General features: G+C 68.8%; 22 protein-coding genes and 3 pseudogenes. 11 read left to right on the top strand and 14 right to left on the bottom strand.

Annotation, left to right across the window (positions count from 1 at the left end; all coding sequences use genetic code 11):
* Positions 1 to 24 precede the first annotated feature (24 nt).
* A complete protein-coding gene (locus SMIR_RS02485; protein WP_168497661.1) occupies positions 25 to 900 on the bottom strand; it encodes a helix-turn-helix transcriptional regulator in 876 nt (291 codons plus the stop codon).
* 428 nt (positions 901 to 1,328) lie between these two features.
* Between SMIR_RS02485 and SMIR_RS43195 the strand changes: the two are divergent.
* From SMIR_RS43195 to SMIR_RS02500, 4 genes and pseudogenes are all read left to right on the top strand, one after another.
* Positions 1,329 to 1,562 (top strand): annotated as a pseudogene (locus tag SMIR_RS43195) (MFS transporter); the annotation flags it as partial.
* 214 nt (positions 1,563 to 1,776) lie between these two features.
* Positions 1,777 to 1,899: a hypothetical protein gene (locus SMIR_RS44240; protein ID WP_282190414.1), complete on the top strand. Its 123-nt coding sequence runs from the start codon at positions 1,777 to 1,779 to the stop codon at positions 1,897 to 1,899.
* A gap of 147 nt (positions 1,900 to 2,046) precedes the next feature.
* On the top strand, positions 2,047 to 2,523 hold the full coding sequence (locus tag SMIR_RS02495) for a nuclear transport factor 2 family protein (RefSeq protein ID WP_168501425.1): 477 nt from the start codon (positions 2,047 to 2,049) through the stop codon (positions 2,521 to 2,523).
* 96 nt (positions 2,524 to 2,619) lie between these two features.
* Entirely contained in the window at positions 2,620 to 2,901 is a 282-nt protein-coding gene (locus tag SMIR_RS02500; RefSeq protein ID WP_168497659.1) for a hypothetical protein, read from the top strand.
* Between the two features lie 245 nt (positions 2,902 to 3,146).
* Here the strand turns inward: SMIR_RS02500 and SMIR_RS02505 are convergent, their stop codons facing one another.
* Positions 3,147 to 3,578, bottom strand: coding sequence for an SRPBCC family protein (locus SMIR_RS02505; RefSeq protein ID WP_168497657.1), 432 nt, complete (start codon positions 3,576 to 3,578; stop codon positions 3,147 to 3,149).
* A 242-nt stretch (positions 3,579 to 3,820) separates the two neighbouring features.
* On the opposite strand from SMIR_RS02505, the gene SMIR_RS44245 reads away from it, so the two are divergent.
* Positions 3,821 to 3,946: a hypothetical protein gene (locus SMIR_RS44245; protein WP_282190336.1), complete on the top strand. Its 126-nt coding sequence runs from the start codon at positions 3,821 to 3,823 to the stop codon at positions 3,944 to 3,946.
* A 307-nt stretch (positions 3,947 to 4,253) separates the two neighbouring features.
* Positions 4,254 to 4,472, top strand: a complete 219-nt coding sequence (locus tag SMIR_RS02510; protein ID WP_168497655.1) for a hypothetical protein — start codon at positions 4,254 to 4,256, stop codon at positions 4,470 to 4,472.
* A gap of 366 nt (positions 4,473 to 4,838) precedes the next feature.
* Here the strand turns inward: SMIR_RS02510 and SMIR_RS02515 are convergent, their stop codons facing one another.
* The 6 genes and pseudogenes from SMIR_RS02515 to SMIR_RS02540 form a co-directional block, all read right to left on the bottom strand.
* Positions 4,839 to 5,585, bottom strand: coding sequence for a PP2C family protein-serine/threonine phosphatase (locus tag SMIR_RS02515; RefSeq protein ID WP_168497653.1), 747 nt, complete (start codon positions 5,583 to 5,585; stop codon positions 4,839 to 4,841).
* A gap of 349 nt (positions 5,586 to 5,934) precedes the next feature.
* Positions 5,935 to 6,630: pseudogene (locus tag SMIR_RS02520) on the bottom strand (RNA-guided endonuclease TnpB family protein); the annotation flags it as partial.
* A 105-nt stretch (positions 6,631 to 6,735) separates the two neighbouring features.
* Positions 6,736 to 7,047, bottom strand: a complete 312-nt coding sequence (locus SMIR_RS02525; RefSeq protein ID WP_168497651.1) for a hypothetical protein — start codon at positions 7,045 to 7,047, stop codon at positions 6,736 to 6,738.
* A 22-nt stretch (positions 7,048 to 7,069) separates the two neighbouring features.
* A complete protein-coding gene (locus SMIR_RS02530) occupies positions 7,070 to 8,149 on the bottom strand; it encodes an SEC-C domain-containing protein (RefSeq protein WP_168497649.1) in 1,080 nt (359 codons plus the stop codon).
* Between the two features lie 243 nt (positions 8,150 to 8,392).
* Positions 8,393 to 9,565 (bottom strand): hypothetical protein, encoded by a 1,173-nt coding sequence (locus tag SMIR_RS02535; protein WP_168497647.1) that lies wholly within the window; start codon positions 9,563 to 9,565, stop codon positions 8,393 to 8,395.
* A 251-nt stretch (positions 9,566 to 9,816) separates the two neighbouring features.
* Complete coding sequence (locus SMIR_RS02540) at positions 9,817 to 11,985, bottom strand: hypothetical protein (RefSeq protein ID WP_249938326.1); 2,169 nt, start codon at positions 11,983 to 11,985, stop codon at positions 9,817 to 9,819.
* Positions 11,986 to 12,263: 278 nt separating this feature from the next.
* On the opposite strand from SMIR_RS02540, the gene SMIR_RS02545 reads away from it, so the two are divergent.
* The 4 genes and pseudogenes from SMIR_RS02545 (at position 12,264) to SMIR_RS02560 (ending at position 15,869) form a co-directional block, all read left to right on the top strand.
* Complete coding sequence (locus SMIR_RS02545; RefSeq protein ID WP_212726391.1) at positions 12,264 to 13,178, top strand: RNA repair domain-containing protein; 915 nt, start codon at positions 12,264 to 12,266, stop codon at positions 13,176 to 13,178.
* Between the two features lie 242 nt (positions 13,179 to 13,420).
* Complete coding sequence (locus tag SMIR_RS43200; protein WP_248003734.1) at positions 13,421 to 13,570, top strand: transposase family protein; 150 nt, start codon at positions 13,421 to 13,423, stop codon at positions 13,568 to 13,570.
* Between the two features lie 279 nt (positions 13,571 to 13,849).
* Positions 13,850 to 14,408: pseudogene (locus SMIR_RS02555) on the top strand (DEAD/DEAH box helicase); the annotation flags it as partial.
* Positions 14,409 to 14,657: 249 nt separating this feature from the next.
* On the top strand, positions 14,658 to 15,869 hold the full coding sequence (locus SMIR_RS02560) for a L,D-transpeptidase (RefSeq protein ID WP_249938600.1): 1,212 nt from the start codon (positions 14,658 to 14,660) through the stop codon (positions 15,867 to 15,869).
* A 7-nt stretch (positions 15,870 to 15,876) separates the two neighbouring features.
* Here the strand turns inward: SMIR_RS02560 and SMIR_RS02565 are convergent, their stop codons facing one another.
* From SMIR_RS02565 to SMIR_RS02580, 4 genes are all read right to left on the bottom strand, one after another.
* Positions 15,877 to 16,272, bottom strand: coding sequence for a hypothetical protein (locus SMIR_RS02565; RefSeq protein WP_168497639.1), 396 nt, complete (start codon positions 16,270 to 16,272; stop codon positions 15,877 to 15,879).
* Positions 16,273 to 16,526: 254 nt separating this feature from the next.
* Positions 16,527 to 18,233, bottom strand: a complete 1,707-nt coding sequence (locus tag SMIR_RS02570) for an IS1182 family transposase (RefSeq protein WP_168500831.1) — start codon at positions 18,231 to 18,233, stop codon at positions 16,527 to 16,529.
* Between the two features lie 1,013 nt (positions 18,234 to 19,246).
* Positions 19,247 to 20,038, bottom strand: a complete 792-nt coding sequence (locus tag SMIR_RS02575; RefSeq protein WP_168497637.1) for an alpha/beta hydrolase family protein — start codon at positions 20,036 to 20,038, stop codon at positions 19,247 to 19,249.
* A gap of 7 nt (positions 20,039 to 20,045) precedes the next feature.
* Positions 20,046 to 21,590, bottom strand: coding sequence for an FMN-binding glutamate synthase family protein (locus tag SMIR_RS02580; protein WP_212726393.1), 1,545 nt, complete (start codon positions 21,588 to 21,590; stop codon positions 20,046 to 20,048).
* Between the two features lie 926 nt (positions 21,591 to 22,516).
* Here SMIR_RS02580 and SMIR_RS02585 point away from each other — a divergent pair.
* Complete coding sequence (locus tag SMIR_RS02585) at positions 22,517 to 22,753, top strand: hypothetical protein (RefSeq protein WP_212726394.1); 237 nt, start codon at positions 22,517 to 22,519, stop codon at positions 22,751 to 22,753.
* Here the strand turns inward: SMIR_RS02585 and SMIR_RS02590 are convergent.
* Together SMIR_RS02590 and SMIR_RS02595 are read right to left on the bottom strand one after the other, a co-directional pair.
* Positions 22,692 to 23,138 (bottom strand): RNaseH domain-containing protein, encoded by a 447-nt coding sequence (locus tag SMIR_RS02590; RefSeq protein WP_168497631.1) that lies wholly within the window; start codon positions 23,136 to 23,138, stop codon positions 22,692 to 22,694. The genes SMIR_RS02585 and SMIR_RS02590 overlap by 62 nt on opposite strands.
* Before the next feature lie 707 nt (positions 23,139 to 23,845).
* Positions 23,846 to 24,511, bottom strand: coding sequence for a hypothetical protein (locus SMIR_RS02595; RefSeq protein ID WP_168497630.1), 666 nt, complete (start codon positions 24,509 to 24,511; stop codon positions 23,846 to 23,848).
* Positions 24,512 to 24,515: the final 4 nt, after the last annotated feature.

A 24,515-nucleotide genomic window follows, 5' to 3' on the forward strand; every position in this document is an offset into this window, starting at 1 on the left:
GTCCCCGTGCGCGCCACGTCGAAGTCAGGTGTCGCTGAGAGCCCGGCCGGATTCTTCCTGCCGAGTCCGTGCGGATTCCCCACGGTCGGAATGGGAACGGAGTTCCGCGAAGGCAGCCGCGGTGGAACTGGCGGGTTCGGCCTGGTAGACGACCAGTTGCTGATGCGGAGCACCGTTGACCGTGAATGCCGAGAACTGGATCTCCAGAGCACCGACCTCGGGATGTGTGAGGTTCTTCGCCTGCTGGGTCTTGCCCTTCACCTCGTGCCGTGCCCACAGTTCGGCGAATTCCGGGCTCTTCGAGCAGAGCGTGTCGACGACCTCGGTGATCCGCGGGGAATCGGGATCGTATCCGTAGGCCGCGCGGATTTCGGCGACGCAGGAGTTCGCGGCCCTCTCCCAGTCCCGGTAGAAGCTGCGCCCGGCCGGGTCGAGGAAGACCATGCGGGCCAGGTTGTCGAACCGCTGGAATCCGCTGTGCAGGGCCGCGGCGAGCGCGTTGTGCGCCAGGACATCCAGGGCAGGTCCCAAAACGAAGGCGGGGGTGTCGGGCCAGCTGTCGAGCAGCCGGAGGAGCTGGGGGCTGATCCTGTCGTGCCCGGCGGAAGTGCTACGGCGCTCCTGAGGTGCCCTGGTGAGTCTGCGCAGGTGGTCGAGTGCCTCGTCGTCGAGGTGGAGAGCGGCGGCGACCGCGTCGATCACCTGCGGCGACGGGCTGGTCTCGCGGCCCTGTTCCAGACGCATGTAGTAGTCGGAGCTCACACCCCCGAGCATGGCGACCTCCTCGCGGCGCAGCCCCGGCACCCGCCTGCGGCCGTGCTCCGGCAGACCCACGTCCTGCGGCTTGAGCGCTTCACGCCGTGCTCTGAGGAACTCTCCCAAAGGAGTGCCGTCGCTCATGAACCCCACCTCATCATGATCCGGGTCATGGCGTCATTCTCCTTCGCGTCCGCCCGGATGGGGAGCCGTGATCCTGGCCCTGGCACACCCAGGAAACACCGGGCCGGGCCTTGTTCTCGCAGGGCCGCGAGCGCGTACTCGGGCCGCGAGCACGTACTCAGTCGGTGCCCCTCTGTCGGGGGTCCATATGTCGAGGCTAGGGCTCCGCGGCGCCTTGTTGCGGGGGCGAAGGTGGGCGCGCTTCACCTGGGAGCCGCGCACCCGGGACAACCGCGACCTGGTTGCTCCTCCAGCGCCTCACCAAGGTGGATGCATGACTTCCGCGTCCGCTTCTCGTTCTCGCGAAGTGCACGGGCTGGTCACGGCCAGAGCGCATGCCACCGTCCCCGACATGTCGGCCCCCGCTGGCGCTGTGCGCCTCGTACTTCATGGACGCGATCGGTCTGTCCGACGTCGGCGTCGCGCTGCCAGCCATCCAGCACGACCTCGCCATGACCTCGGGCTCTCTGGAGTGGATCATCTCCGCGTACGCCCTCGGCTACGGCGGCTTTCTGTTGCTGGGCGGCCGTGACGCCGACCTGCTGGGCCGATGCCGCGTCTTCATGGTCTCCGTCGCCGTGTTCGCGATCGTCAGCGCGCTGGGCGCCCTCGCTCCGACCGGCGGACTGCTCCTCGCCGCCCGTCTCGTCAGGGGCATCGCCGCCGGCTTCCTCGCCCCGCCGCGCTGTCCGTCATCACGACCAGCCGGTCCGAAGGCGCCGCCCGTGGGCGTGCCCTGGGCTGGTATGCGACCGCCGGAGCGAGCGGCTTCGTCAGCAGTCTCGTCCTGGGCGGTGTACTCACCGAGTCTCGTGGCGCCTGGTGTTCGCACTGCCGGTGCCCATGGCCATTGCCGCGCTGGTCGCGGCTCCCCGGGTGCTGCCGCCCGACACCCTCACGACGGAGCGCGCGCGGATCGATGTTCCCGGCGCACTGACCGCCACCGGCGGCCTGCTATAGCTCGTCTACGCGGTCGCGCAGGCGCCCCGGCACGGCTGGGCCTCCGCCTAGAGAGTCGGGCTGTCACCGCGGCCGGGCTGCTGCCGGCCGCGTTCGCTTCGCCCGGCGCAGCGTCCACGTCTGGACCTCTCCGGTGGCGGGGTGACCATGTCCATCGCCGACATCACCGACTTCGCGGCGCTGGACCCGTTCTTCCGGGTCATCCGGGAGGGGCTGGCGGGCCTCGTCGACGGTGAGCACTTCTTCGACCTCCTGGCCGAGGACGTGGTCTTCGAGTACGTGATCTCCGTACCCGGCTACCCGCGCCGGGTTCAGGGACGCCGCGTGGTTGCCGACCTGTACCGCGGCTACGGCGATGTCATGGTCCTGCACAGCGCGGACGGACTCGCTGTCCACCAAGACCTCCAGACGTCCGTGGTCGTGCTCGAGTACGCGGTGCACGGACGGGCGGTCCGCACCGGGCGTGCCTACGACAACCACTTCGTGTCCGTGATCACCGTCAAGGACCGCAGGGTGACGCACTGGCGGGACTACCTGGACCCCGTCGCCGTCTTCCGCGCCATCGGATGGCCGGCGGAGGATCGCTGGACGGGGAAGAGTTCGAACCTGCCGACAGGCCTGTAGGGCTTCCCGCCAGGCTCGAACCGGTGGACGGGGCTGTGTGGCCACCCGACCCGAGGCCGCGGGCGGGTCGGCCGCGCGGCCGCCTACTGTGGAGGCATGGGCGAAATCGTCGTCGTGTATGAGCTCGGCAAGCCGATGGCCAGACGTTCCTCCCCGGGGACACCGGCTGGTGAGGAACGGTCCGTCCGCAAGGTGCACGCCGCGCCCTCCGCCCCGGGGGCGCCCTCCTCGACGGGACCGCGGACCCTCTGCGGCAAGGACACCTTCGCCATGGAGACGGCCCGCTGGAAGCCCTCCGAGCACCCTGGGGCGCCCTGGCACCCCGCGGAGTATGCGTCCGTGGTCTGTTCCGACTGCGATGCCGTCATCGAGACCTGACCGGCGTAACCTGACCGGCGTAGCGGCTGCCTGACGTCGCTGCGCTGTCGGAGGAGTCCGCCACTGTCCTGTATCCACACGCTCGTTTCAACGGCCTCCGGGGGAATCGCTCTTCCGCTCGCCGACTTCGGAGCATGCGGCTCCGGACGGGCCCACTCCGTATCCGTCGGATCCCCCGCCGCACGGCGGAGGATCCCATCGGAGGCTGCCGGCCTCGACAGCCTGCAGCACCCGCCTTCTACCGCTCACCGCCCTTGTTCCACGCACTCCTTGAAATGCTCCAGATCACTGCGGACGAGCCGTTCGATCGCGTTCGCCTGGGCGAATCCCTTCAGCCCGCCGAAGGTCTCCCTGATCGTGTCGGGGTCGTACTCGAGCCGTGCCTGGATCCGGGTGCTGTTCTGGTCGATCGGCTGCAGCGAGAAGGAGCCCGCCAGTTCGGGGTCGCCAGTGGTGTGCCACTCCATCACGCGTTCCCCCTTGCGGTCGGAGATCTCGGCCTCGAACTCCCTGGCCCGGCCGCGGACCTCGACGTCCACACGCGCTCGGCCCCCCGCCTCCGTACGGACCTCGCGCACTCCTTCCACGAAGCGCGGATAGTTCTCCACCCGGTGGAGGTCGTCCCAAGCCTTGTCGATCGGAACTCCGACGTCGACGCGTTCTTCGAGGGTGCTCATGGCCCACCTCCAAGTTTCGACTCATGACGCATGGCCCTCTGCGTCCAGTGTGCGCCCGACACCGGCCCATCGGCCGACACGCGAGACGGACTGACCACCATGTGACAGGCCAGTGCGGTTGATGCAATGTTGAAACCCCTCTGTGTGTCTCCGTTCGCGTCCGACACATGCCATGTGGGACGGGGGGTGCGAGCGAAGCCGATCGACCTCGGGAAGTCGCGCAGGCGAAGGGGCGACGGGTCGTGGCCGAGGACTGCTTCACCAAGCGGATCGACGGTACGCCCGCGTATATGACGGTGGAGAGGCCGGCCGGCGGTTCCGTGCAGGTCGAGATCCTCGGGGACCGCGACGACAGCCACTGGTGCTGAGCGCGCCCCGGCCGGTGCGGGAGCCGCAGTCCCCGGTGGCGGCGGTGCCGGGTGGGGTGGTCAACATCGGCCAGTCGGCAAACTGACCGACGCCACGCCCGGGCACCACGCCCGGGCACACGTCCCAGGCCCCGTGGTCCCGTCGACCCGACGGGACCACGAGGCCTGGACAGGGCGGAGGCCATCCGGCTGCCGCGGTCCGGCACACCCGGCGTCGGCCATGCCCGGCGGCTTCCTACGGGTCCCGGACTCGGTGCCCAGAAAACCGAAAGCCGCGGGACGACCGGTCCCGGCGCATGCTGGTGCCATGGACGTGCACCCTCCAGTGGTCGTGCATCCGCCGGAGTCGGACGGGGGGCGACGGGTGACGATCGACGGCGAGCCCATGGGCACCGCGTACAGCCTGTTCGACGTGCTGGACTTCCTGCACCGTGCGGGTCTGCCCGCCGAGGACCGCGCCGTCGACGACGCCGAGCTGATCGAGTGGCGTGGCGGCGGACCGTACGACTGGAACAACACGGCGTAGCCACCGTCACCCACTCTGTCCGCCCCGCCGTGTAATCGCCCCATGCCCACTCCGCGGCCCACTGCGCCTGAACGGCGCGGGCGACGCCCGCCACAGCCCCGCCGGCGATCGCTGCCGCCAGTACGCCCACAAGGTCCGACTGGAGCACGGCCTCCTCATGCTCCACGGGTTTCGATGTGACTGCGCCGTGTCGTGACCGGGCCCGCATACAGGTATGTGAGGGCGCCCACATACGGGCATTCGGGTGGGCGATGTCGCTACCGGTGGTCCCGCTGGTCCCCTTCGACGACGGTGTGCTCCGCCTCCGCGATCACCGTGCCGTTCCAGATGGCCCTCATCATGGCCGCTTCCCGCCGTCCCCGCCCCCTACTCGCCTCCGATGCGTACGACCGCCAGCGTGATGTTGTCGGGCCCGCCCGCCGTAATGGCGGCCTTCCACAGCTCGAAGGCCGCCCGGCCGTCGTCGTGCTCCCGCATCACCGCGTCGAGCACGTCCGTCGTCACCGGGTCGGTCAGGCCGTCTGTGCAGATGAGGTAGCGGTCGCCGGGTGACAGCGACACCGCCGTCACATGAGGACGGATGGCGCGGTAGCCGGGCGTACCGCCGAGGCACTGGGTGACGACGGACGTGGTGCGCTCCCCAGGTTCGAGCGGCGGGCTGTCGTCGACGCTCACCTGGCGCAGCCCCTCGCGGGAGGCCGCGAGGACCCGGCTGTCACCCACGTTGAACGCCAGCAACGAGCCGGGCTGTACGACGATGCCGGCGACGGTCGTCCCCATGATGGCCAGCTCGCTTCCGGCGCCGCCGGCGGCCAGGTACACGGCGCGGTTGCAGGAGTTCAAGGCGTCGCGGACGGCGTCCTCGCTGCTGAGGGTGGGACCGATCGACGCGATCCGGCGGGCGGCCAGGGCGCTGGCCACGTCGCCGCCGGGATGTCCGCCGAGCCCGTCGGCGACGGCGACGACGAGGGGCGTCCCCAGCGGGAAAACCAGGGTCTGCGGACTCTCGGTCACGGTGGCGCACAGTGTCCACGGTCCGACGACGAGGCTGTCCTCGTTCCGCTCGCGGAGCAGCCCGGGGTGGCTCAGAGCACTCACTGCGACGTACGACATGGAGCGCCACCGCCTTCCTGCGCCGGAACACCGCCGGAGGCCGGGCCCCGGACCTGCTGACACTCGCACACGAGGTCCTCACGGCCGGATCCAGCTCGCGCGCAGCCACCCGGCCGAGCCCGCTGACCGGCCCTGTCTCAGTGCGGGAAGCCTGCAACTCCGCCGGGAGCACGGACGCCTCCCCGGCGAGGTACTGGTGCGTCAAACCGACCACCGCCCAATCGGCGAGCGGGGCGACAGCACCATTCTCCGCTCCGGCGCGCCCTCCGGCCAGCCTCCACGGACGGCCGCGGTGGCCTGCCGTGGCTCGAGGGTTGCGGCTGTGGCGATGGCGACTTGACGTGCTCCCCTAAGGTCCAGGGATTCCGGCCTGGGTCGTCTGACCTTTCCGGGGGCTTCCTGCTTCAAGGCGCTGTGCCGGGACTTTCGTCCTGGTCTTACCGGCGCTCTGCGAGGCGTTTGGCGTCTCCGCCCGTCCGGCGGCGACGATACGGCGTCCTTCGAAGAGGACGTTGCGGGCTGCGTTGTGGTCGCGGTCGTGCACGGTGCCGCACGCGCCGCACGTCCACTGCCGGACGTGCAGGGGCTTGGGGCCGTCACGGAATCCGCAGGCCGAGCAGACCTGAGAGGACGGGAATGCGCGGTCCACCTGGGCGAAGGTGCGGCCGTGTCTGACCGCCTTGTACTCCAGCATGCCGACGAACGCGGACCATCCCGCGTCGTGCACGGACTTGGCGAGCCGGGTGCGGCCGAGGCCGGACACCTCGAGGTCTTCCACGTACACCGCTTGGTTTTCGCGGATGATCTGTGTGGATGCCTTGTGGTGGAAGTCCCGGCGCCGGTCCGCCATCCTGGCGTGCTGGCGGGCGACCTTGATGCGGGCCTTGGCCCTGTTCTTCGATCCCTTGGCCTTGCGGGACAGCTCCCGCTGAAGGCGCTTGAGTTTCTTCTCCGCCCGGCGCAGGAAGCGGGGGCTGTCGATCTTCCGGCCGTCGGGCAGGACGGCGAAGGCGGACAGGCCGAGGTCGATACCGGACTCCGCCTCCATGCAGCTCTCTGGTCCCGGTTTTATCAAGGGGCAGGGTCAAGGGCCCTGTCGATTCCGGAGCACGAATCCCTCCCTCTTCGGGACGCTTTTCACCGAAGGGCTTCACAGGGCCCAGTGGCGGAAAGCTTCGATCCATTCGGCGCCCTCGGGCGGAGGCTCGGGCAGCGGGAGGTCTCGCAGACCTATGGGTTGGAGGATCTGTCCGCGGCGGCAGATCGCTACTACTCCGCTGCCTGGTCGCAGGTCGATCTCCTCGACGATGACGTCGACTCCCAACACTTCGGTGGTGAAGGGCACGGTAACGCGGTCGCTGAGCACGGCATGGAAGCCGACCAGCTCTTCGTCCTCGCCGTAGGCGTCAACGAGCGCCTCGGCGATCATGGCGTCGAGGTCCTGGTCCGACAGACCCTCCACTGTGTGGTCCTTCCCTGCGAGATCAGTTCCTGGCCGAGGCGCCGCAGCACTTCTTGTATTTTCGGCCCGAGTCGCACCAGCATGGCCCGTTCCGCGGCGGGGGCCAGGCTAGCGACTCGTCCGGGTGGGCGCGCACCACATGCCTGCTGAACGCGCGGCGGGTGCCCGGGGTGTCGGCATCGCGCCCTTCACGGACGGCGAACTCCTCGTACGCGGCCAGGGTGGCGCTGACGATATGCACCCGGGCGGCGCCGGCCTCCGCGTAGGTGCGCGCGTCGGTCTGCAACCGCTGTGCGTAGGCGGTGTAGTCGTCCCCGTAGGAGTCGGTCGACTCGGGCCAGCGGGTGCGTACCGCGGCGAAGTCCTCGCGTACCCAGCGCAGCACGATCCCGTCGAAGGCCGCTGTGTCCTCGGGCACCTCCACCGGCCTCCCCGACGGCAGCCCACTCAGTGACCGGTCCAACTCTTCGCCGAATTCCCGTAGTTCGGCGTCGGTCTCGGCTTCGGCGGCCAGGTCGTCGTCGGTGGGCTCCAGACCGAGGTCCCGGCGCAGGAGAGCCCGACTGATGCGCAGCTCGCGGCGCAGTCGGGCGGCCTCGCCGCCACCGGTCCCCTCGTTCTCCCGCGCTGCGGGGTGTGCCAGGGCGGCCAGGCACCAGTCAAGGGCCCGTTCGGACCTGCCGATCTCCCCGAGCATGTCGACCATGTCGTCGAAGACCTGCAGATCGGCCACGGCCTCATCGGGCTGCTCGGTCAGCTCCTTGCGCAGGGCTTGCTCGGCCTGTTCGGCGTCCCGCTCGCGGTCCTGCGCGTAGAGCGTCTCCACCACCCCGATCTGCGCCTGTCGGCCGGCCGCGCCGCTGAGTTTCGTCGCCCGAGTGAACAGCTCCAGCGCCTTTGCGTCGTCGCCGGCCTGCTGCTGCTCGCCGCGGGCGGTCAGCCATCCGGCGTGCACCAGGGCGCGGCCCTGGTCCGGATCCCCGGGGTGCTCGTCGGCCCACTGTTCACACTGCGCCGCCGTCGGCTGTCTGCCCACCGTCGCGAGGAACTGCTTGTGCGGGGAGTCGACAGCTTGGACAGGTGAAGGGGATGCGCCGCTCATACCGCGACCCTACCGAGGACCGGCAGCCCAACTCCCCTTTCGTTTATGGGCCTGACACCGTGACGGGCCATGTGGTATCGACGGCCGACATCACCGCGCTGCGGCCGGGCTGTGCCTGGACGTGCCGCACGCGCCCGCCTCTGGCCGTCCCCAACTCCGTGCCGAAGCCGCCCGGCCTAGTGGGTGGCTTTGGCGCACACCCCTGTATGAAGGCGTCTTGGCTCGGCTCGCCCGGCCGGACGGTCAGGGGTTGGGGAAGCCCAGGGCGTCGAATCGGCGCATGAGCGAGGGCTTTCCTCGGTGGGCGGTGCGCAGTTCGCCGGATCTGCGGTCGAAGTCGGCGGCGCTGCCCTGACGTGCGTGGAGTGCGCGCAGGTCACTGAGCAGCGCGACGGCCTGGTCGTAGGCGGCCGGTTTGCGCTGGGCGATGAGGTTGTCGACGGTGCGCCAGGCGGTCGCCTGGTCGCGGGCCAAGTGATCCAGGCGCGCGTCGCGGGCCTCGGCAACTGCCCGTACTCGGGCTTGCTCCGCCGCCCCGCGTGCGGCCCGTTCCCGCTGGGCGCTCACGGTGCGGTGGCGGTGGGCCGCGTCCAGGAGCTGGGCCGCGCTGCGGCGTGCCCCGGGGCTGCCCTCGCTGGGGCGTAGGGATTGCCGGAAGCGGGCCAGGAGTCCGGGGCCGAGCTGGGGGGCTGTGCCGAGGGCTGCCTGGAGCAGCAGGGTGTCCTTCTCTGGCGCCGGAAGTCCGGCGATGAAGGCGGCGAGCCTGTCCGGGGCGGCCGCCGACTCGGTGGCCGGAGTGCTGTTGGACGCTGCGACGGCGAGCAGGTCCTGCGGGACGCGCAGGAAGTCCGCGAGGGCTCGCTGCGGCCCGGTCAGCTCGGCCAGCCCGGCGGGGACGGATGGCTCCGTTTCGCGCTGGTACTCCTCTTCGTCATCGTCCGCGAGCTCCCAGACGGCGATGGCGGCCAGCCAGCCCAGGTACAACGGGCGAAGGTCCCCAGCCGCGAGCTCGGCGCGGAGCCCCGCGAACGAGGCGAGCTCGAAGGAGGTCTCGAAATCCCACTCGCCGCCGTCCTCGGCGCTCAGGGAGAAGTCCAGCAGGGTATGGCCGCCGCGCGTCCACACCGCGAGTGTCTCCTGAAGCGCGTAGCCCTGCGCGGTCTTGGCCGGGAGCACGGAGGCGGGGATACGCAGCAGAAGGCGGCGGCTGCCCCAGTTCGCGTAGTACAGGTGGGCGTCGTAAAGCTGCTCGACGAGCTTGGTGGGATCGCCGTGGAAGTCACTCCACTGATATTCGTTGACGAAGCTGGTGGAGGTGATCCGGGCCCGCGTAGACAGCGCTCTCACCTGGGCGATCTCGGCCTGGGTCAGCGGGCGGTCGACGGCCAGGAACTCGTAGTACTGGTACTCGCTCACGGCCCGGCAGCCTACCTGCGCGACGGGAGCACGCTGGTCTTCGGCTTCGCTGCCGGAATGATCACGGCTTGGCGGAAAGCCTCGCTTGAGGCAACCATGATTTGGGTTGACGATCTCCGGCACCGCGTTCACCTACCTGCAGCGATGACTTTACGAGCCCCACAGGCGGAGTCCCTCAAGGCAGCCGGTATCCCTGTCATGCGGTCACTCTGCCGCCGACCTCGCCCTTGAGCGCCAGGAGCGTCAGGTCCTCAGCGGCGCCGCTTGCCGCCCCGTCTGCCGTTCTCTCGGTGGCCGCGCTGCTGAACAAGGCCGACGTGGGCCTTGCGCTCCCGGGACACACACTCGGCGAGGGCCTGAAGGTCCGCGAGGCCCTCCCGGTCCGGGTGACCGGAGGCCAGAGCCGCCCGGAGGGCCTCTTCGGCCTCGCGACCTTGTTGGCGTAGTACTTCCCTCACCCCGTCGGCGCCGGTCGCCTCACAGAGCTGCAACAGGCTCTCAGCGACCATGAGCAGGCTTTCCGGCTCCGTGAGGTCCTCGGGGGTGAGAATCTCCCGGCGGGCCAGGAGGCTCAGCGCGGTGGGAGCCAGCGAGGAGTCCGAACGCAGGCTTCGCAGCAGGAGCTCCCCGTCGTCGAGCGATGAGACGAGGACGTCCAGCATGGCCTCGGCCCGGGTACGGAACGGCATGGTCCGCACCGCGTGGACGAGCTGCTTCAGCGCCGCGGACCGGTCGCCGTGGACGGCGATCCACGCGGCGAGCTCCGCCCGGGCGGACTCTGGATCGTAGTGATCGGCGAGGACGCCCAGCAAACCGGCCGGCGAGGCCTGGGCAAGCTCGCCGATCAGGGGTGCATCCCGGCCTTCGGCCAGCAGCCGACGGCGCACGGAGTCCGTTCCGAGGTCAGTGAGACGGATCAACTCGACCGGGCCCGAGCTCAGTTCGGACTTCAGTTTCCGGGCCCGCTGGGTGGCCTCGTCATCCAGCTGAGCGTCCCTCAACACGGCGTCACCCGGCAGGGTCTCGTCCGGCAGGGCGTCGTTCAGCAGCCCGGCAAGTCCGGTCGGCATCCCTGGCAGTATGCCGGACGGCGTCTCGAGGTCGTCATCGCCCTCGGTCGGTATTCCGGCCCACCCCTCGAGGTCGTTCTCGCTCATCGCCAGATCCGCAAAGACGGGGTCGGCCATCCCCTGGTGGCACTCGATCGCCCCCAGGTCCTCCAAAACACCCAGCACGGTACGTAGATCGTCATCGGCCTGTTCGAACCCGATGGAGTCCGTGGCGAAGACCTCGAGCAGGGAACTCGAGCGGTAGGCAAGGTGGACGCTGTCCCGCAGCCCGGGCCAGGGCATGGGGTACGGCAGGCTGTAGAGGGTTGCCAGTACGTCGGGCAGGACGACGTCGTACATGTCGTACTCGACGAACAGCACGGATTCTCCGTACCTGCCGCCGCGCCCGCCCCTCACGGGGCTGGACAGCTCGCGGAACGCGTCGAACGCGCGCCGCCACAGTGCAAGCGGGTCGTTCAGTACAGGCTCAGCCTTGGCCACCGCGTACAGCCTCCCCTTGGCGACTCGTATCAGCCTGGCTGTCTTCGCCCACTCCACAAGGAGGTTGAGGCGCGGCAGGTCCGCGGACGAGCGGACCGAGTCCGTGTCATCTCCGGTGTCCAGCCGCTCTACGAGTTCCCGGGCATCCGACAGACGCAGCCTGCCGGAACCGGTGAGCGTTCTGCGGTCGCGCCCAGCCCACTCGGCCAGCTCGCGCAGCTGCCGCAGGACCGGTGACCGGCCGGCCTGCTCCCGCAGGACATCGTCGCCCGGGAGCGCGACCGGGAGCTGAGGCTCGGACCGTACCGGCCCGGAACTCCGCGTGTGCCGCTCGACGATGGTCTGAAGCACCTCCGGGTCGTAGGGCACCTCGCCGCCCTGTGCCCGCCCCACGAAGTCCTGCAACGCCTGCTCGTCGTGGACGTCGACGCCCTGCTCCGCGGCGGTGGTGATCCAGAACTTCGCCAGGCCCCAGAGGCTGCGGTCGGCCATCGCCTCCGCGTAGCGGGGCGCCGCCGCGTCGACGGCCTCCAGCACCTCGGGCAGGGACGCCCCTCGGGGATCGGCAAGATGGACGGCGTGCAGATACCGCAGCAGGCACCGCAAAGTGCCTGGCGCATCGGCGGGCTCCTCGTCGGGAAGTACGGTCACCGTCCGCGGAACCCAGTCGAGCAGGAACTCCTCGATGTGCGGCTGGTCCCACAGTCCCAGCCTGCCGTCCGGCGTACCGAGATGGCGGTAGTCCAGCGCGGCTTCGACGACAAACGGATCGGCGTCGATCCCGTTCTCCCGGGCCCACTGTTCGAACCGGTGGACAAGAAGACCACAAACCGCCTGGTACTCGTTCTCCTCCGCGGGATTGAAGATCATCCGCATGGTTTCCCGCTCTTGTCTTTCGCAGGGCTCTGTCTCGTTGCCCACGCTACCGGCCGCGACGAACAAGCCGGTCCCAGAACCGACAGGATATCGAGAAGAGGTACGGCCACGCTGCCGCGGGTGCTCACCGCACAGGCGCACCGGCTCTCCTTGCCGTCCCTCGTCAGGCGCACCGCACCTGATGCGTCGCGGTGCGAGCGAAACAACCGTCGAAGGCAGGGAAGGCGGCACCCTGGAGGAAGAGAAGGTGTGAAGGCGGGCGAGGAGGCGTGATGCGGACCAGCGACGAGATCTATCACCGGGTCCGCTGGGACCCGCGGTTCGACCCGGGCCGGTTCGTGCTGGGGATCAGCCAGCGCAGGGATGCCCTCAAACGCATCCCGCTGTCTTCCTTCGTGCCCGGGGGCGACATCCCGTGGCACCGGGTGGTGTTCATCGAGGCGGACGGCGAGGTGGTCTGGGACCGGGCCACGGGTGTGGACCGCATCGACGCGTCGGGCGTCGGCCGGGTGCGGGACCCGCAAGCGGACCTGAGCTTCGACACGAGCTCCGGCAGGCGCGAGCCCGCCGGCGTCCTCGACGTGTCCCCGACGGCCCGCACGGCGGTGGCCTGGATCCCGCCTGCGGAGCTGTGGCCGCCGATCCAGGACATCCGCCGGGACTACGATCCGCAGATCCACCGCTGGCCGCCGCACGTCAATGTGCTCTTCGGCTTCGTGCCGGAGTCCGACTTCGAGCGGGCGGCCCCGCTGCTCGCCGCGGCGACGGCCGAGACGCCGGTCTTCACCGCCCGGCTGGACGCGGTGCGCACCTTCCGGCACAGGGCGTACTTCACCGTGTGGCTCGACCCGACGGCGGCCGGCAAGGCGCCGTGGGCGGACCTGCACCGCGTACTGCGGCAGCGGTTCCCGCGCTGTCGTGGGCCCGCCCAGAACTTCACCCCACATCTGTCCCTGGGCCGGACCCGGGATCCGCGGCAAGTCACCGCCGACTGCGCCACCCGGCTCGACGCCATGACGGCGACAGTCTGGGACCTCGTCCTGCTCTCACGCAGGGGCGACGGGCCGATGCGGCCACGGGCCACGGTCGCCCTGCGCACGGGCGAGGTCCGTCGGCTGCCCGCGCCCGGCCCCGAAGCGCCGGGCCCGGAGGACACGGCCTGGCTCTCCGAGATCACCGACAGGTGAGGCACATAGCCAGGTGAGACAAAGTCTCGACGACGGCCGAACGCTGGCTCAGTCAAGATTTTCGTGAAGTCGATCACGCTTCCGTGCGCTGCTGACGATCCGTTACCGGCAGGGCGATCCTCGCCGAGTGTGAGGAGCTGCTGAAGACGGTGTTACCGCACCTGGGTGGGGTGCTGGTGGAGGAAGTGAGCCCGGAGGGCGGGGTGTTGCGCATCGTGGCCGCAAGCCCGGAGCGGGATTCGGTGCCGTGTCCGGACTGCGGAACGCCGTCGGTTCGACGGCACAGCGGATACCAGCGCCGTCTCGCGGATGACGCAGTCGGCGGCCGGCAAGTGTGCATCGAGCTGACCGTACGCCGCCGGTTCTGCGACGCACCGGCTGCACGCGTGTGACCTTGGGTCTGCTGCAGGTTTGGGTGACAGGTTGACGTGCCCTGCCACGGTTCCCGACCGGGCTACCAGGACATGGAGCTCTTCATCGACACACTCGACGACGACGATCTCGCCGAACGGCTGCGCATCGCCATCACCTGACGCTTCGCGCGTTGGTCAGTTGAAGGTGCGGATACTCCTCCTCGTCGAGCCGTCGGCATTCTCGGTCTCGGCGATGGCGCTGAGCACTTCGGATGCGGCGAGCCGGTCGAAGCCGTTCAGGGCCGGGTAGGGGTAGCGGACGTCCTGGAGATCCGCGCCCCCTCCCCCGCGGCCGGGCTCTCGGAGGGCGCGCTGCGGGGCCGACGCCTCGCCCTCCTGGAGCACGCGGCGGCGTACAACCTGCGCACCGTCATGACCTTCCACCAGAAGGTCGAGCAGACCGCCCCGATGCCACCACCTTCGCGGAGAACCTGCCGGAGACGGCCGCGGAGCTGTACGTCACCGACGCCGCCCACGACGACCTGGCCAAGGCGGACCGGCTGCCTAGGTCCTCGATCGACGCGGAGTTCTACGAACTGGAGGCCGACCGCCACGTCGCCCGGACCGGGTGTGGTCGGCACTGCTGTGGGGCGACCACCTCGTGGCCGAACGGCGCGAAGTGCTTCGACAGTTCGCCAACGGCATCGACGCCGCGGGCCGGCGCGCGCACAGGGCCTTCGTCGCCTCCGGGCGGGTCCTCGGGGAAGGCGTCGACATCACCGGCGAGCGCGGAGTGGAGGCCATCCGCTTCGCCGACACCCGCGGCTCCCAGGTCGAGATCGTGCAGAACATCGGCCGGGCGCTCCGCCTGAACCGGGCATCCCCGTCATGACCGGCTCCGGGCGGCGAGAGCGGATCGACTACGCGCCATCCGTCAGCCGAGCAGGGCCTCGGCGACGCGCTCGACGGCGCGTGGCCCTCACCACAGTTTGCTGATTTAAGGACGGATGGGCCTATATAAGTAGTTTTATAGCTAGCTGTACTCCCTCGGCATCCAGCTCCAGGGATTCAACGACCAGTGACACGGGAGAAGCGTTTGATCACGGCACGTAAAGGACGCACCCGGCTGGTGGCTGCGGTCGGTGTACTCGGCGGTGTGCTCTCACTCACGGCCCTCGGCGGTACCAGCAACGCTGCTACCAGCGGTAACGACGCCGGGAATCACGCGAAACCGCAGGCGCGGGCGGATCAGGCGGCCACCCAGGAGGCTTCCGACGCCCGAATAAAGATCACGCCCAGGCAAGGTGCCTACGACGTCGGGATCAACGACACCGTCAAGGTCACCGTCAGCAACGGCAAGCTCACCAAGGTGACCATGACCGCCGTCGCGACCGGTGCCGAGGTTCCGGGCACCCTGTCCGCCGATGGCACGTCCTGGAAGCCGAACGGCCGGCTGGAGCGGGCCACCAAGTATCAGGTCGCCGCGGAGGCCAAGGACGCCAAGGGCCGCTCCGTCACCGGGAACGCCACGATCACCACGGTCTCCCCGGCGAACAACTTCATCGGGCACCTCTCCCCCGAGGACGGCTCGACCGTCGGCGTGGGCATGCCGGTGACGGTCAACTTCGACAAGGCGATCAGCAACAAGGCCGCCATGGAGTCGAAGATCCAGGTCAGCTCCAGCAGCGGCCAGCAGGTCGTCGGCCACTGGTTCAACGACGACCGCCTGGACTTCCGCCCCAACAACTACTGGAAGCCCGGCTCCACCGTCACCGTCACGCTCAACCTCCACGGCATCCAGAAGACGGTCACGTTCAAGATCGGCCGGAGCCAGATCAGCACGGTCGACGCCAAGACGAAGCAGATGACCGTCGTACGGGACGGCAAGACGATCAAGACCATCCCGATCTCGTCCGGCAGCACCGAGCACCCGACGTACAACGGTCAGATGGTCATCTCCGAGAAGTTCAGGCAGATCCACATGAACGGTGCGACCGTCGGCCTCACGAAGAAGGACGGCAAGCCCTCCTACGACATCGAGGCCGTACCGCACGCCATGCGCCTGACCGCCTCGGGCACCTTCATCCACGGCAACTACTGGGGTACCGACGCGGTCTTCGGCAAGGTCAACACCAGCCACGGCTGCGTGGGCCTGAAGGACGTCACGGGCGGCGGCGACGGCAAGCAGCCCGCCGCGTGGTTCTTCGACAACTCGATGATCGGTGACGTCGTGATCGTCAAGAACTCCGAAGACAAGACCATGTTGGCACCGGACAACGGCCTCAGCGACTGGAACATGCCGTGGAGCGAGTGGGTCGCGGGCAGCGCGACCGGCTGACGCCACGTCACTCCCCAAGCATCTGAACCTGAATCCCTTCCGCCAGGCGGCGGGCGACACCGAGTCGCCCGCCGCCTGCGGCGTCAGGGCGCTCGAGCAGCCCTCGCCGCGCGTGGGACCGCGGTTGCGTCACGTCGCCCAACAGACGACCGATGTCGGCGGACCGGTGGGCTGTTCGACACCCGTACTGTGCGCCCACCGCCTTGGCCGACAGGCCGCTCAGGTCCAGATTCACGTTCCCCGCGATCATCACCGTCGCGTTGGGGGTGCCGACGGCCTGGACGAACTGGTTCTGCTGGTCGTCGGAAGTGATGCTGAAGTTCTGCGAGTCCGCCGCGCGGTCGGCGGCCCCTGCGGGCACGGTGGCCGACGCGGTGCCGCCGGACACGGCCAGCGAGGTCACCAGTGCCCCGACCGCTGCGAACAACCGGCACTTTCTCGAAATGTTCATCCCTGTCCCGGTTCTCGTCCCATGTGCTGATTCGGTGGAGCCGACCGGTTCGAGGCCGCGCACCCTCTCAAGGGCGCGGCCTGTGCAGCCCGGCGTGACCACCTGAGGGTTGGGCGTTCCGTGCCGTTCCACGCCGTTCCACGCGGCCGGCAGGTCCTCGCGATCCGCAGCGGTTGCCGTACGATCTTGGTGGTTAATCCCAACTCTCAAGCTGCAAGGCGGAGTTGAAGTCTGGCGAGGTGGCTATGGTTGGTGCGGTCGAGGGGGTGGCCGTTCCACCAGGCGTTGAGTCGGATGAGGTTGAGGGCGGTGGCGCTGGTGGTGTGGTCGAGGTGGGTCTTTGCGAGGCCGCGGTAGCGGGCTCGGCGCAGGCCGGTGGTGTGGGTGGCCTGGCGGATGGAGCCCTCGACGCCGGCGCGGAGTGCATAGTCGCGTTGCCAGGTTCCGTCCTGTTGCTGGGCGCGGGCGGTGCGGATGGCCTCGGTGAGCTCACGGGGGTAGAGGCTGAGCCGACGGCCCTTTCGTGAGCTGGTGCACTGCTCCTTGGTCGGGCAGGGGATGCAGTCCAGCGCGGCGAAGGCGACGACGGTCTTGGCCACGCCGTCCTGGACGACGTCGTTCCAGGTGGCGCTGATCTTTCCGGCCGGGCAGACGGCCCGCTTGCGATCCCAGTCGATGGTGAAGTCGTGGGCGGCGAAGCCTTGTTGGGCCTTGGCCTGAGGGGAGGTGTCGAGCAGGACCGGGGTGACCAAGGCGATGCCGTAGTCCTTGGCGGACGAGACGATCAGGTCGGCGCTGGGGTAGCCGGAGTCGAGGTAGTGCCGGGCAGGCAGCAGGTGGCGGCGGTGAAGACTCTGGTGGATCGTGTCCAGAGCTTTGCTGTCCGGCAGGGTGGAGCAGGTGGTCGTGACGTTGGTGATCAGGTTCGGGCCAGCCGGCCGGTCTCCGTCGGCCTGCGGGTGGCAGGTCTCCGAGACATGCAGCTTGAAGCCGTTCCAGAACAGGTCACGCTTGGCGGACCAGCGAGTGTCAGTGTCGTAGGGCGAGGCCAGGCGTATCGGGGCGGGCGGCAGGCCGTCGCCGCCGTCCTCGGCCCGCTCGCGCTGCCGGATCCGCAGCCTGCCGGCCCGGTCCGGGGTGCGGATGTAGTTCTGCACCAGCACGCACCGCAGGGTCTGCACCGCAGGCAGCTCGCGCAGCCACCCCGGCGAGGCGGGCGCGTAGACGGCCTGCAGCAGCGTGTAGCCGTCGGTGGCGTACTGCACGGCGAGTTCGTGCTGCTTGGTCTTCGAGGCGGACAGTCGCCAGTTGTCGATCCGGTCCGCGTAGCGGCGGCTCCACTCCTCCACGACCAGCACCTGATCGACCCAGTCGGGGCATGCGGCGGCCAGCGCGTTCAGGGCCGCGCGGACGCTCTCGCCGACCAACTCGAGTCGGTTCAGATCTCGCACCACGGCAACGATGTGCGTGGAGTCGGTTCGCTGGCTGCCGCCCGCCTGCACCAGATCCAGGGTCTGCAGGCGCTCCAGCAACAGGTCCAGCACACGTTCCTCCAGGCCGTGGGCGACGACACGGGAGCGGAACTCTGACAGCACGCTGTGGTCGAAGCCCGGATCCTCCAGGTTCAGGCCGAGTGCGTACTTCCAGGCGAGGTTCTCGCGAACCTCGTCAGCAGCCTGCCGATCGGTCAGATTCGCGGCCTTCTGCAGCACCGTGACCAGCGCCAGACGCCCCGGTGACCAGCCTGGCCTGCCCACCTGGCCGAACGCGTCAGCAAAGGCCGCGTCCGGGAACAGCTCCCCGAGCCGGTCACGGACCTGCACCGCCAGCGGCGCCTCCCGCCTGCCCCGATACATCGCCCGGATCGCCGCCGCGACCTGCGGATCCGGCTCAGGCCAGGACTGCGGCTGCATCGACACGACACACTCCGATCCCCCAAGGAACCACGACAAGATCAACGATCAGCATGATGCCATCCACTGGATCCGTCGCTCCCGCAGCGATCAACTCCGCGACATGACAAGCGAATTGGGATTAACCACCAAGATCCCGTACGTGCCGAATATCGCGTCCACGCCGGTGACAGACCTGATTCGACGTCATCGGACGGCGCTTGACGGGGCAGCCTCCCGCGCGTGGAAGAGGCTCTTGGAGCATGCGCGGGCCGGTCGCGAGGATGGCGACTGTGCTGGTGCGACTGCCGTACCTCGCCTTGTCCACCGCCTTCAGCCCTGTACGGCTGTTGCCGATGAGTGAGGCTTTTGCGTGGCGCCGACGTGGGAGGTCACGGTGCCAACGGAGCACGGTGTCGGGAGAGATGATCAGGGGGAGCTGGCGGAGCTGCAACCGCGGGAGACGGTGAAGCAGCTGCGGCAGGCAGCGCTCGATCGGGCCAGGTCGAGTGTGGCTTGTCCACCTGCCTGTGCAGTGGGCCGAGTCGGTGGCGCAGGGTCAGGATCTCCAGATCCTTTGCCCCGCCCCGAACGCCCAGGCCGTCCCCGCGCCGTCGGCTCCGTCCGGGCCCTCGTCCTGCGCCTCGTACCGGAGAATCCCGGGTGGGGCTGACGGTGCGTGCACGGCGAACTCGCCGCGCAGGGCAGCCGTGCGGGGCTCCGGCTCAGGGCTCCACCCGTCGCCAGTCCGTCACCGGGCTGGGGTTTGTGTGATCCGCAGGGGTGACCCAGAAGGCTTTGCCCAGCTCAGCGCTGAAATGGGCGCCTGCCCTGCCGTCCCCGGACGGTGTGGCACCCATGGCCGTCAGGCCTCTCGTAGACCTCTGCCTGCGCAAGAGCAAGAACGTGAAAAATAGCTCCACCGTCGAGGTGCGACTTCTGAGGCGTCACTGCGCCCCTGGGCCTGTTACACGAGAGGCGAGAGCGCAGTACTGGGGTGCCTGAAGTCGCTCTAATCAGGCGAAAACGACCTCTCAAGCACCCAAAACGTCCTTTCCTGCGGGTCGTGAGGCGTGGATGTACTGGTCGGCCCAGGCGCTGATGATGTGGGCGGCTCGCTGCGCGTGCCCTCGTGCGGTCAGGAGATGGTCTGCTCCTTCGAGCGAGACGAAGCTTCGCGGGTGCCGCGCCTTGCGGAAGATCTCCCCGGCGTTGGCGATATCGACGGTGTCGTCGGTGGGCGAGTGCATCACGAGCAGCGGCTGGTCCAACTCACACACCCGCTCGTACAGACGGGCACGGCGGACGTCCTCGACGAAGGCACGCTTGAGGACCAGGGTCCGCCCGCCGACGAACCACTCGTGCTGCCCCTCACTGAGCACGCGGTCCACGACCGCGTCGTACTGGTGCTCCACGTGGCTGGGGTCGGCGGGCGCCCCGATTGTGGCGACCGCGCGGACGCCGGTTGCCTCGGCCGCCGCGGCGATGGCGGCGGCGCCTCCCCACGAGTGACCCACCAGCAGATCCGCCGGAGTCCCCCGCTCTGCCATCAGGTTTGCCGCGCGGACGGTGTCCTGGACCTTGACGGTGAAGGAACCGTCACCCCAGTCGCCGTCGGAGTCTCCGATCCCGAGGTTGTCGTAGCGCAGCATGCCGATCCCCTCGCGGGCCAACTGCTTGCTGACCCGCGAGGCGGCCGGCGAGTTCCTGCCGAGCGTGAATCCGTGGACGAAGATCCCCCAGCCCCGGACCTCGCCCTCCGGCAGGTCGATCGACCCGGCCAGCTCGGGGCCGACGACGCTCTTGAATCTCACTTCTTCGGACACGTTGCGATCACTCCGGCCGGGTGTTCGTGGAGGTCGGCGTGGAGACGAGCAGCTCGGTGATCTCCTTGGCAAGGTGCGGGCCGAGCTCGCCCCAGCCGTCCTTGTAGCCGTAGACGTCGGCCAGGGTGCGGGCCTCGTAGTCGCCGTTCATGATCTCGATGTCGTCGGCGGTGATGAGTCCCGGGTGGGCGACGCCGACAGCCGACGAGACCTTCATCAGCTCCCTGCGCAGGGTGCGCAGGTAGACGGCGGTCCGGGTGGCCTTCGAGGTCGGGTCCAGGCCGCGGGCCAGCCACTGGTTCTGGGTGGCGATGCCGGTGGGGCACTTGTCGGTGTGGCACTTCTGCGACTGGATGCAGCCGATCGACAGCATCGCCTCACGGGCCACGTTGATCATGTCGGCGCCCAGGGCGAAGGCGACCGCGGCGTTCTCGGGCAGGCCGAGCTTGCCGGAGCCGATGAAGGTCAGGTCGTCGGTCAGCCCGAGCTCGGCGAAGGTGCCGTAGACCCGGGAGAAGCCCATCCGGAACGGCAGCGATACCGAGTCGGCGAAGATCCGCGGCGCCGCTCCGGTGCCGCCCTCGCTGCCATCGATGGTTACGAAGTCAACGCCACGGTCGCCACGCGCCATCAGCGTGGCCAGCTCCTGCCAGAAGCCCATCTCTCCCACCGCGCTCTTGACTCCGACCGGCAGACCGGTCTCGGTGGCGAGCAGCTCGACGAAGTCGAGCATCGAGTCGACGTCGCTGAACGCGGTGTGCCGCGACGGGGAGGCGCAGTCCTTGCCGACGGGGATGCCGCGGATTTCGGCGATCTCCGGGGTCACCTTGGCGCCCGGCAGCATCCCGCCCAGCCCCGGCTTGGCACCCTGGGAGAGCTTGATCTCGATCGCCTTGACGGGGGCGCTCGCGACCACGTCCTTGAGCTTGTCGAGGTTGAAGCTGCCGTCCTCGTTGCGGCAGCCGAAGTACGAGGTGCCGATCTGCAGCACCAAGTCGCCGCCATTGCGGTGGTACGGCGACAGGCCGCCCTCGCCGCTGTTGTGCATCGTGCCCGCCAGCGCCGCTCCCTTGTTGAGCGCCGTGATGGCCGCGCCGGAGAGCGAGCCGAAGCTCATCGCCGAGATGTTCACGACGCTCGCCGGCCGGAAGGCCTTGGCGCGCCCGCGCGGACCGCCCAGCACCTTGGCCGAGGGCAACGGGGCCTGCGGGTCGTGCGCGTCGGGCAAAGCGTCGGCGAAGGTGCGCTGCTTCAGGTAGGCGTGCCCCTGGACGTGCTCGACGTCGACCTCGGTGCCGAACCCGAAGTAGTTGTTCTCCTCCTTCGCCGACGCGTAGATCCAGGTGCGCTGGTCACGGCTGAAGGGGCGCTCCTCCTCGTTGGAGGTCACGATGTACTGCCGCAGCTCCGGCCCGATCGTCTCCAGCAGGTACCGGGCGTGCCCGATCACCGGGAAGTTCCGCAGCAGCGCGTGCCGCTTCTGGACAAGGTCGCGGGCTGCCACCAGCGCCACTGCTGTTGCGGCGACCGCGCCGATCCTCCTGGCCTGCATGAACGTTCCTCCTCGAGGCACGGCTCTATCGCCACACGATGGAGGCCGCTTGGGTCACATCGGGCGCCAGACGGCGCACACAGTCAAGGGCGCGCCGGCGCCATCGAAGAAAGCGAGACGACTCTAAAAGGTCAGACGAATATGCACAGCGACGACGATCACACCACCCGAACGACCGGGCCCAGGCCTCGCCCGCGCCCCGCGTGTAATCGGTGCATGGCAACCGGCGGGGGTTCCGGGCTAGGGCCCCACCCGTCGCCAGTCCGTCATAGGGCCGGGGTTTGTGTGGTCCGCAGGGGTGACCCAGAAGGCTTTGCCCAGCTCAGCGCTAAAGTGGGCGCCTGTCCGGCCGTCGCCGGATGGCGCGACAGCGAACCGGCGGACTTCGTCGACCAGGACGAGCAGGTCGCCCTGCTCACCCGATGCGTCAGCGACACCGACCTGCCCGCCGACGTCCGGGCAGTCGGCGCACTCGTCCTGCTCTACGGCGCCAAGATCACCCGCATCTCCACTCCTCAAGACGGACGACGTCCACCGCACCGCGAAGAGCAGCAGCACTATCGCCCTCGGACGCCACCGCACCCTCCTACCCCCAGCGATGGACCGCCTGGTCGAGCAACAAGCCGAACCCATCCAACGCCTCCAGGAGAGCCAACCCGGCCAAGCTCGGCGCCGCTGGCTGTTCCCCAGCCGCCTGCCCGGCCGCCACTACGCAGGCCACCACCTCTCCAGCCGCCCGGTCGCCCACGGCGTCGACGTCCGCGGCGATCCTCGGCGTCCACATCGACACCGCCGAGTGCTGGACACACCTGGCCGGTGCGTCAGGCATGCCACATCGCTCGGATCACAGGTGCTCATCGAGAGCGCGACTGTAGTAACGGACCCCGCTCTTCAGCCTGACGCCCCCCGTTCGTCACACTGACGCCGTGCCTCGAATAGCCACCGCCACCTCGTCCCGGCAGGTCCGCCGCCTCACCACGATGGCGTTTTTCGGTCCGCCGGTGATCGTCGGGCTGTCGTTGCTGGCCGCCAATCCGGACTGGAGCGGGCTCGGACTGGTGCTCGGGACCTTCACGCTGATCGCGACTCTCTCGCTGCTGATCACCGCCGCGCCGAACGGCTGGTTGATCGTCGGCGGGGTGATCGTGGGTAGTTCGCCTTGATCTCGTTCTTCCCCTTGTTCCACGGCAGTGCGCCATAGCGGGTCTTCTTCGATCCCTGCCTGCCGGCGCCATTGCCGTCGAACTGGTGGGTGGTGTTGACCAGCAGCCAGGTGCACTGCTCGCCGAGATCCGGATCCGGGTCGATCCGGAAGACCTGTGTGGTGCGTTCCCTGGTCTTGATCTCGCTTTCGTCCTCGTCGGTGATGGTCACCTGTACCGGGCGCGGGACCTCCTCGTCGGTGGTGTTGAGGCGGATCACGGCGACCGGCCGGTACCTGGGTGCGATCGTGGAGCCCGGGAGCCAGGTGGTGCTGGGCTCGGGTGGCTGCCCCTGGGCCTTGTTGTTCAGGCCCTTCCACAGCCGCCGGCAGGCGACGCCGTCCATGGCAAATGGCACCAGGTGGCGGGCGGTGCCGGCCGACTTCCCGCCCTGGGCGTGTCTACGCGTTCTTCCGCCGCTGACGTGACCACGGCCTGGTGAGGGAGTTCCACACGCGGCCGGGTGGTCACCGCCCCCTTCGCCCAGGACGCGAACACTTCACACACCGGCAGGCCCTGGCCGAGGCGTCCGCCGTGGCCAGATGAACCCGGCTCCTGCCATCCTCGAGCCGCTCGACCCGGATGACGGACACCCCGTCGAGGTCCAGCAGCAACGTCATACCGTTGACCAAGCCCGTGGCTCCTCGGTGATCCTTCTGCGTAGAGAACAGAAATAACCAACCAGGACCACGGGCGTCCTGCATCCAGGGTCCAACCAACCCACTAAGCACTGACCGTGACGACTGGTCAGTGTAAGAGCCGACCCGCACCGCTCAAATTCGAATACCCCGGAAACGTACGCGGGGCAACGGCGCGTGCACGGCGGTGAACGATGTCAGAAAGCCGGGTGCGGGAGAACCGCCTGCCCGGTTTGAAGCGGCGGGGACTGAAAACGGAGCATCAGCCACCGCGCCAGTCCCCAACCCTACTAACAACGTCCGTTCATCGCCCAGACGTGCCCTCTGAAGCCGCCCTGTGCTCCCACGTTGGCACGCACAAAGAAACCCCGCCAGGAATTACCTGGCGGGGTTCGACCTCATCGATCTGTCGAGATCACTCTTCGTTCAAGGCAGCTCGCAGGTAGGCGATCAGATCACCGGCCGGCACCTCGACCCAGCTGGCCCCGGGCACCCCTACGCGCATGACCTCATAGAGTTCCCCGTTCACCTCGTCCACCAGAACCTGACGGCTCCTTCCGTCCATCGCATCCACGCACAGGCGCACGGCACCGTGCGAGATGGTCGGGAACATGTCCCGCAGTACCTCATCCGCACGGAGGCGGCGCAGGAGGTTCCAATGGCGCCGGTTGAAGTCAGACGACAGGAGTTCGGTCCACTGCGAAGAGGTGGGCTCTCCGCGTTCGAGCGCCCCGACGAATTCGTCGAGCTCCATGAACTCGAATCTCTCCTCCAACTCGTCGAGCGGTATGCCTTCCCGCCATGCGGCGACCGCTTCCACAAGCAGTCCAAGGTCCCCCGTGGAGCCGATCTCCCAGTCGAACCCGGGAATGCCGACACTCAACCGGAAAAGGCGTTCCTCGGTCGCAGGATCGACCGACAGGAAACCCCTCGCCGTTTGGATGCTGACGACGTCGACGGCCCACGGTCCCAGCCCGGTGTCGCACCCGCGCAGCTGTGCTGCGTCTCGTATGGCTGGCCCAAGGCCACCCGAAGCAGTCACGTCCGGGTACAGGTCTTTCCGGTGGGCGTCCATATTCATCGGA

It is taken from the genome of Streptomyces mirabilis, from assembly GCF_018310535.1.
Lineage (GTDB): Bacteria > Actinomycetota > Actinomycetes > Streptomycetales > Streptomycetaceae > Streptomyces.

What these genes read in the sequence shown, in the direction of transcription:
- SMIR_RS02515 (WP_168497653.1), bottom strand. Translation starts at nt 5,585, where the DNA reads ATGTCGTACGTCGCAGTGAGTGCTCTGAGCCACCCCGGGCTGCTCCGC.
- SMIR_RS02485 (WP_168497661.1), bottom strand. Translation starts at nt 900, where the DNA reads ATGAGCGACGGCACTCCTTTGGGAGAGTTCCTCAGAGCACGGCGTGAA.
- SMIR_RS02570 (WP_168500831.1), bottom strand. Translation starts at nt 18,233, where the DNA reads ATGCAGCCGCAGTCCTGGCCTGAGCCGGATCCGCAGGTCGCGGCGGCG.
- SMIR_RS02580 (WP_212726393.1), bottom strand. Translation starts at nt 21,590, where the DNA reads ATGCAGGCCAGGAGGATCGGCGCGGTCGCCGCAACAGCAGTGGCGCTG.
- SMIR_RS02510 (WP_168497655.1), top strand. Translation starts at nt 4,254, where the DNA reads ATGGACGTGCACCCTCCAGTGGTCGTGCATCCGCCGGAGTCGGACGGG.
- SMIR_RS02505 (WP_168497657.1), bottom strand. Translation starts at nt 3,578, where the DNA reads ATGAGCACCCTCGAAGAACGCGTCGACGTCGGAGTTCCGATCGACAAG.
- SMIR_RS02500 (WP_168497659.1), top strand. Translation starts at nt 2,620, where the DNA reads ATGGGCGAAATCGTCGTCGTGTATGAGCTCGGCAAGCCGATGGCCAGA.
- SMIR_RS02545 (WP_212726391.1), top strand. Translation starts at nt 12,264, where the DNA reads ATGCGGACCAGCGACGAGATCTATCACCGGGTCCGCTGGGACCCGCGG.
- SMIR_RS02495 (WP_168501425.1), top strand. Translation starts at nt 2,047, where the DNA reads ATGTCCATCGCCGACATCACCGACTTCGCGGCGCTGGACCCGTTCTTC.
- SMIR_RS02595 (WP_168497630.1), bottom strand. Translation starts at nt 24,511, where the DNA reads ATGAATATGGACGCCCACCGGAAAGACCTGTACCCGGACGTGACTGCT.
- SMIR_RS02590 (WP_168497631.1), bottom strand. Translation starts at nt 23,138, where the DNA reads ATGGACGGCGTCGCCTGCCGGCGGCTGTGGAAGGGCCTGAACAACAAG.
- SMIR_RS02530 (WP_168497649.1), bottom strand. Translation starts at nt 8,149, where the DNA reads ATGAGCGGCGCATCCCCTTCACCTGTCCAAGCTGTCGACTCCCCGCAC.
- SMIR_RS02540 (WP_249938326.1), bottom strand. Translation starts at nt 11,985, where the DNA reads ATGATCTTCAATCCCGCGGAGGAGAACGAGTACCAGGCGGTTTGTGGT.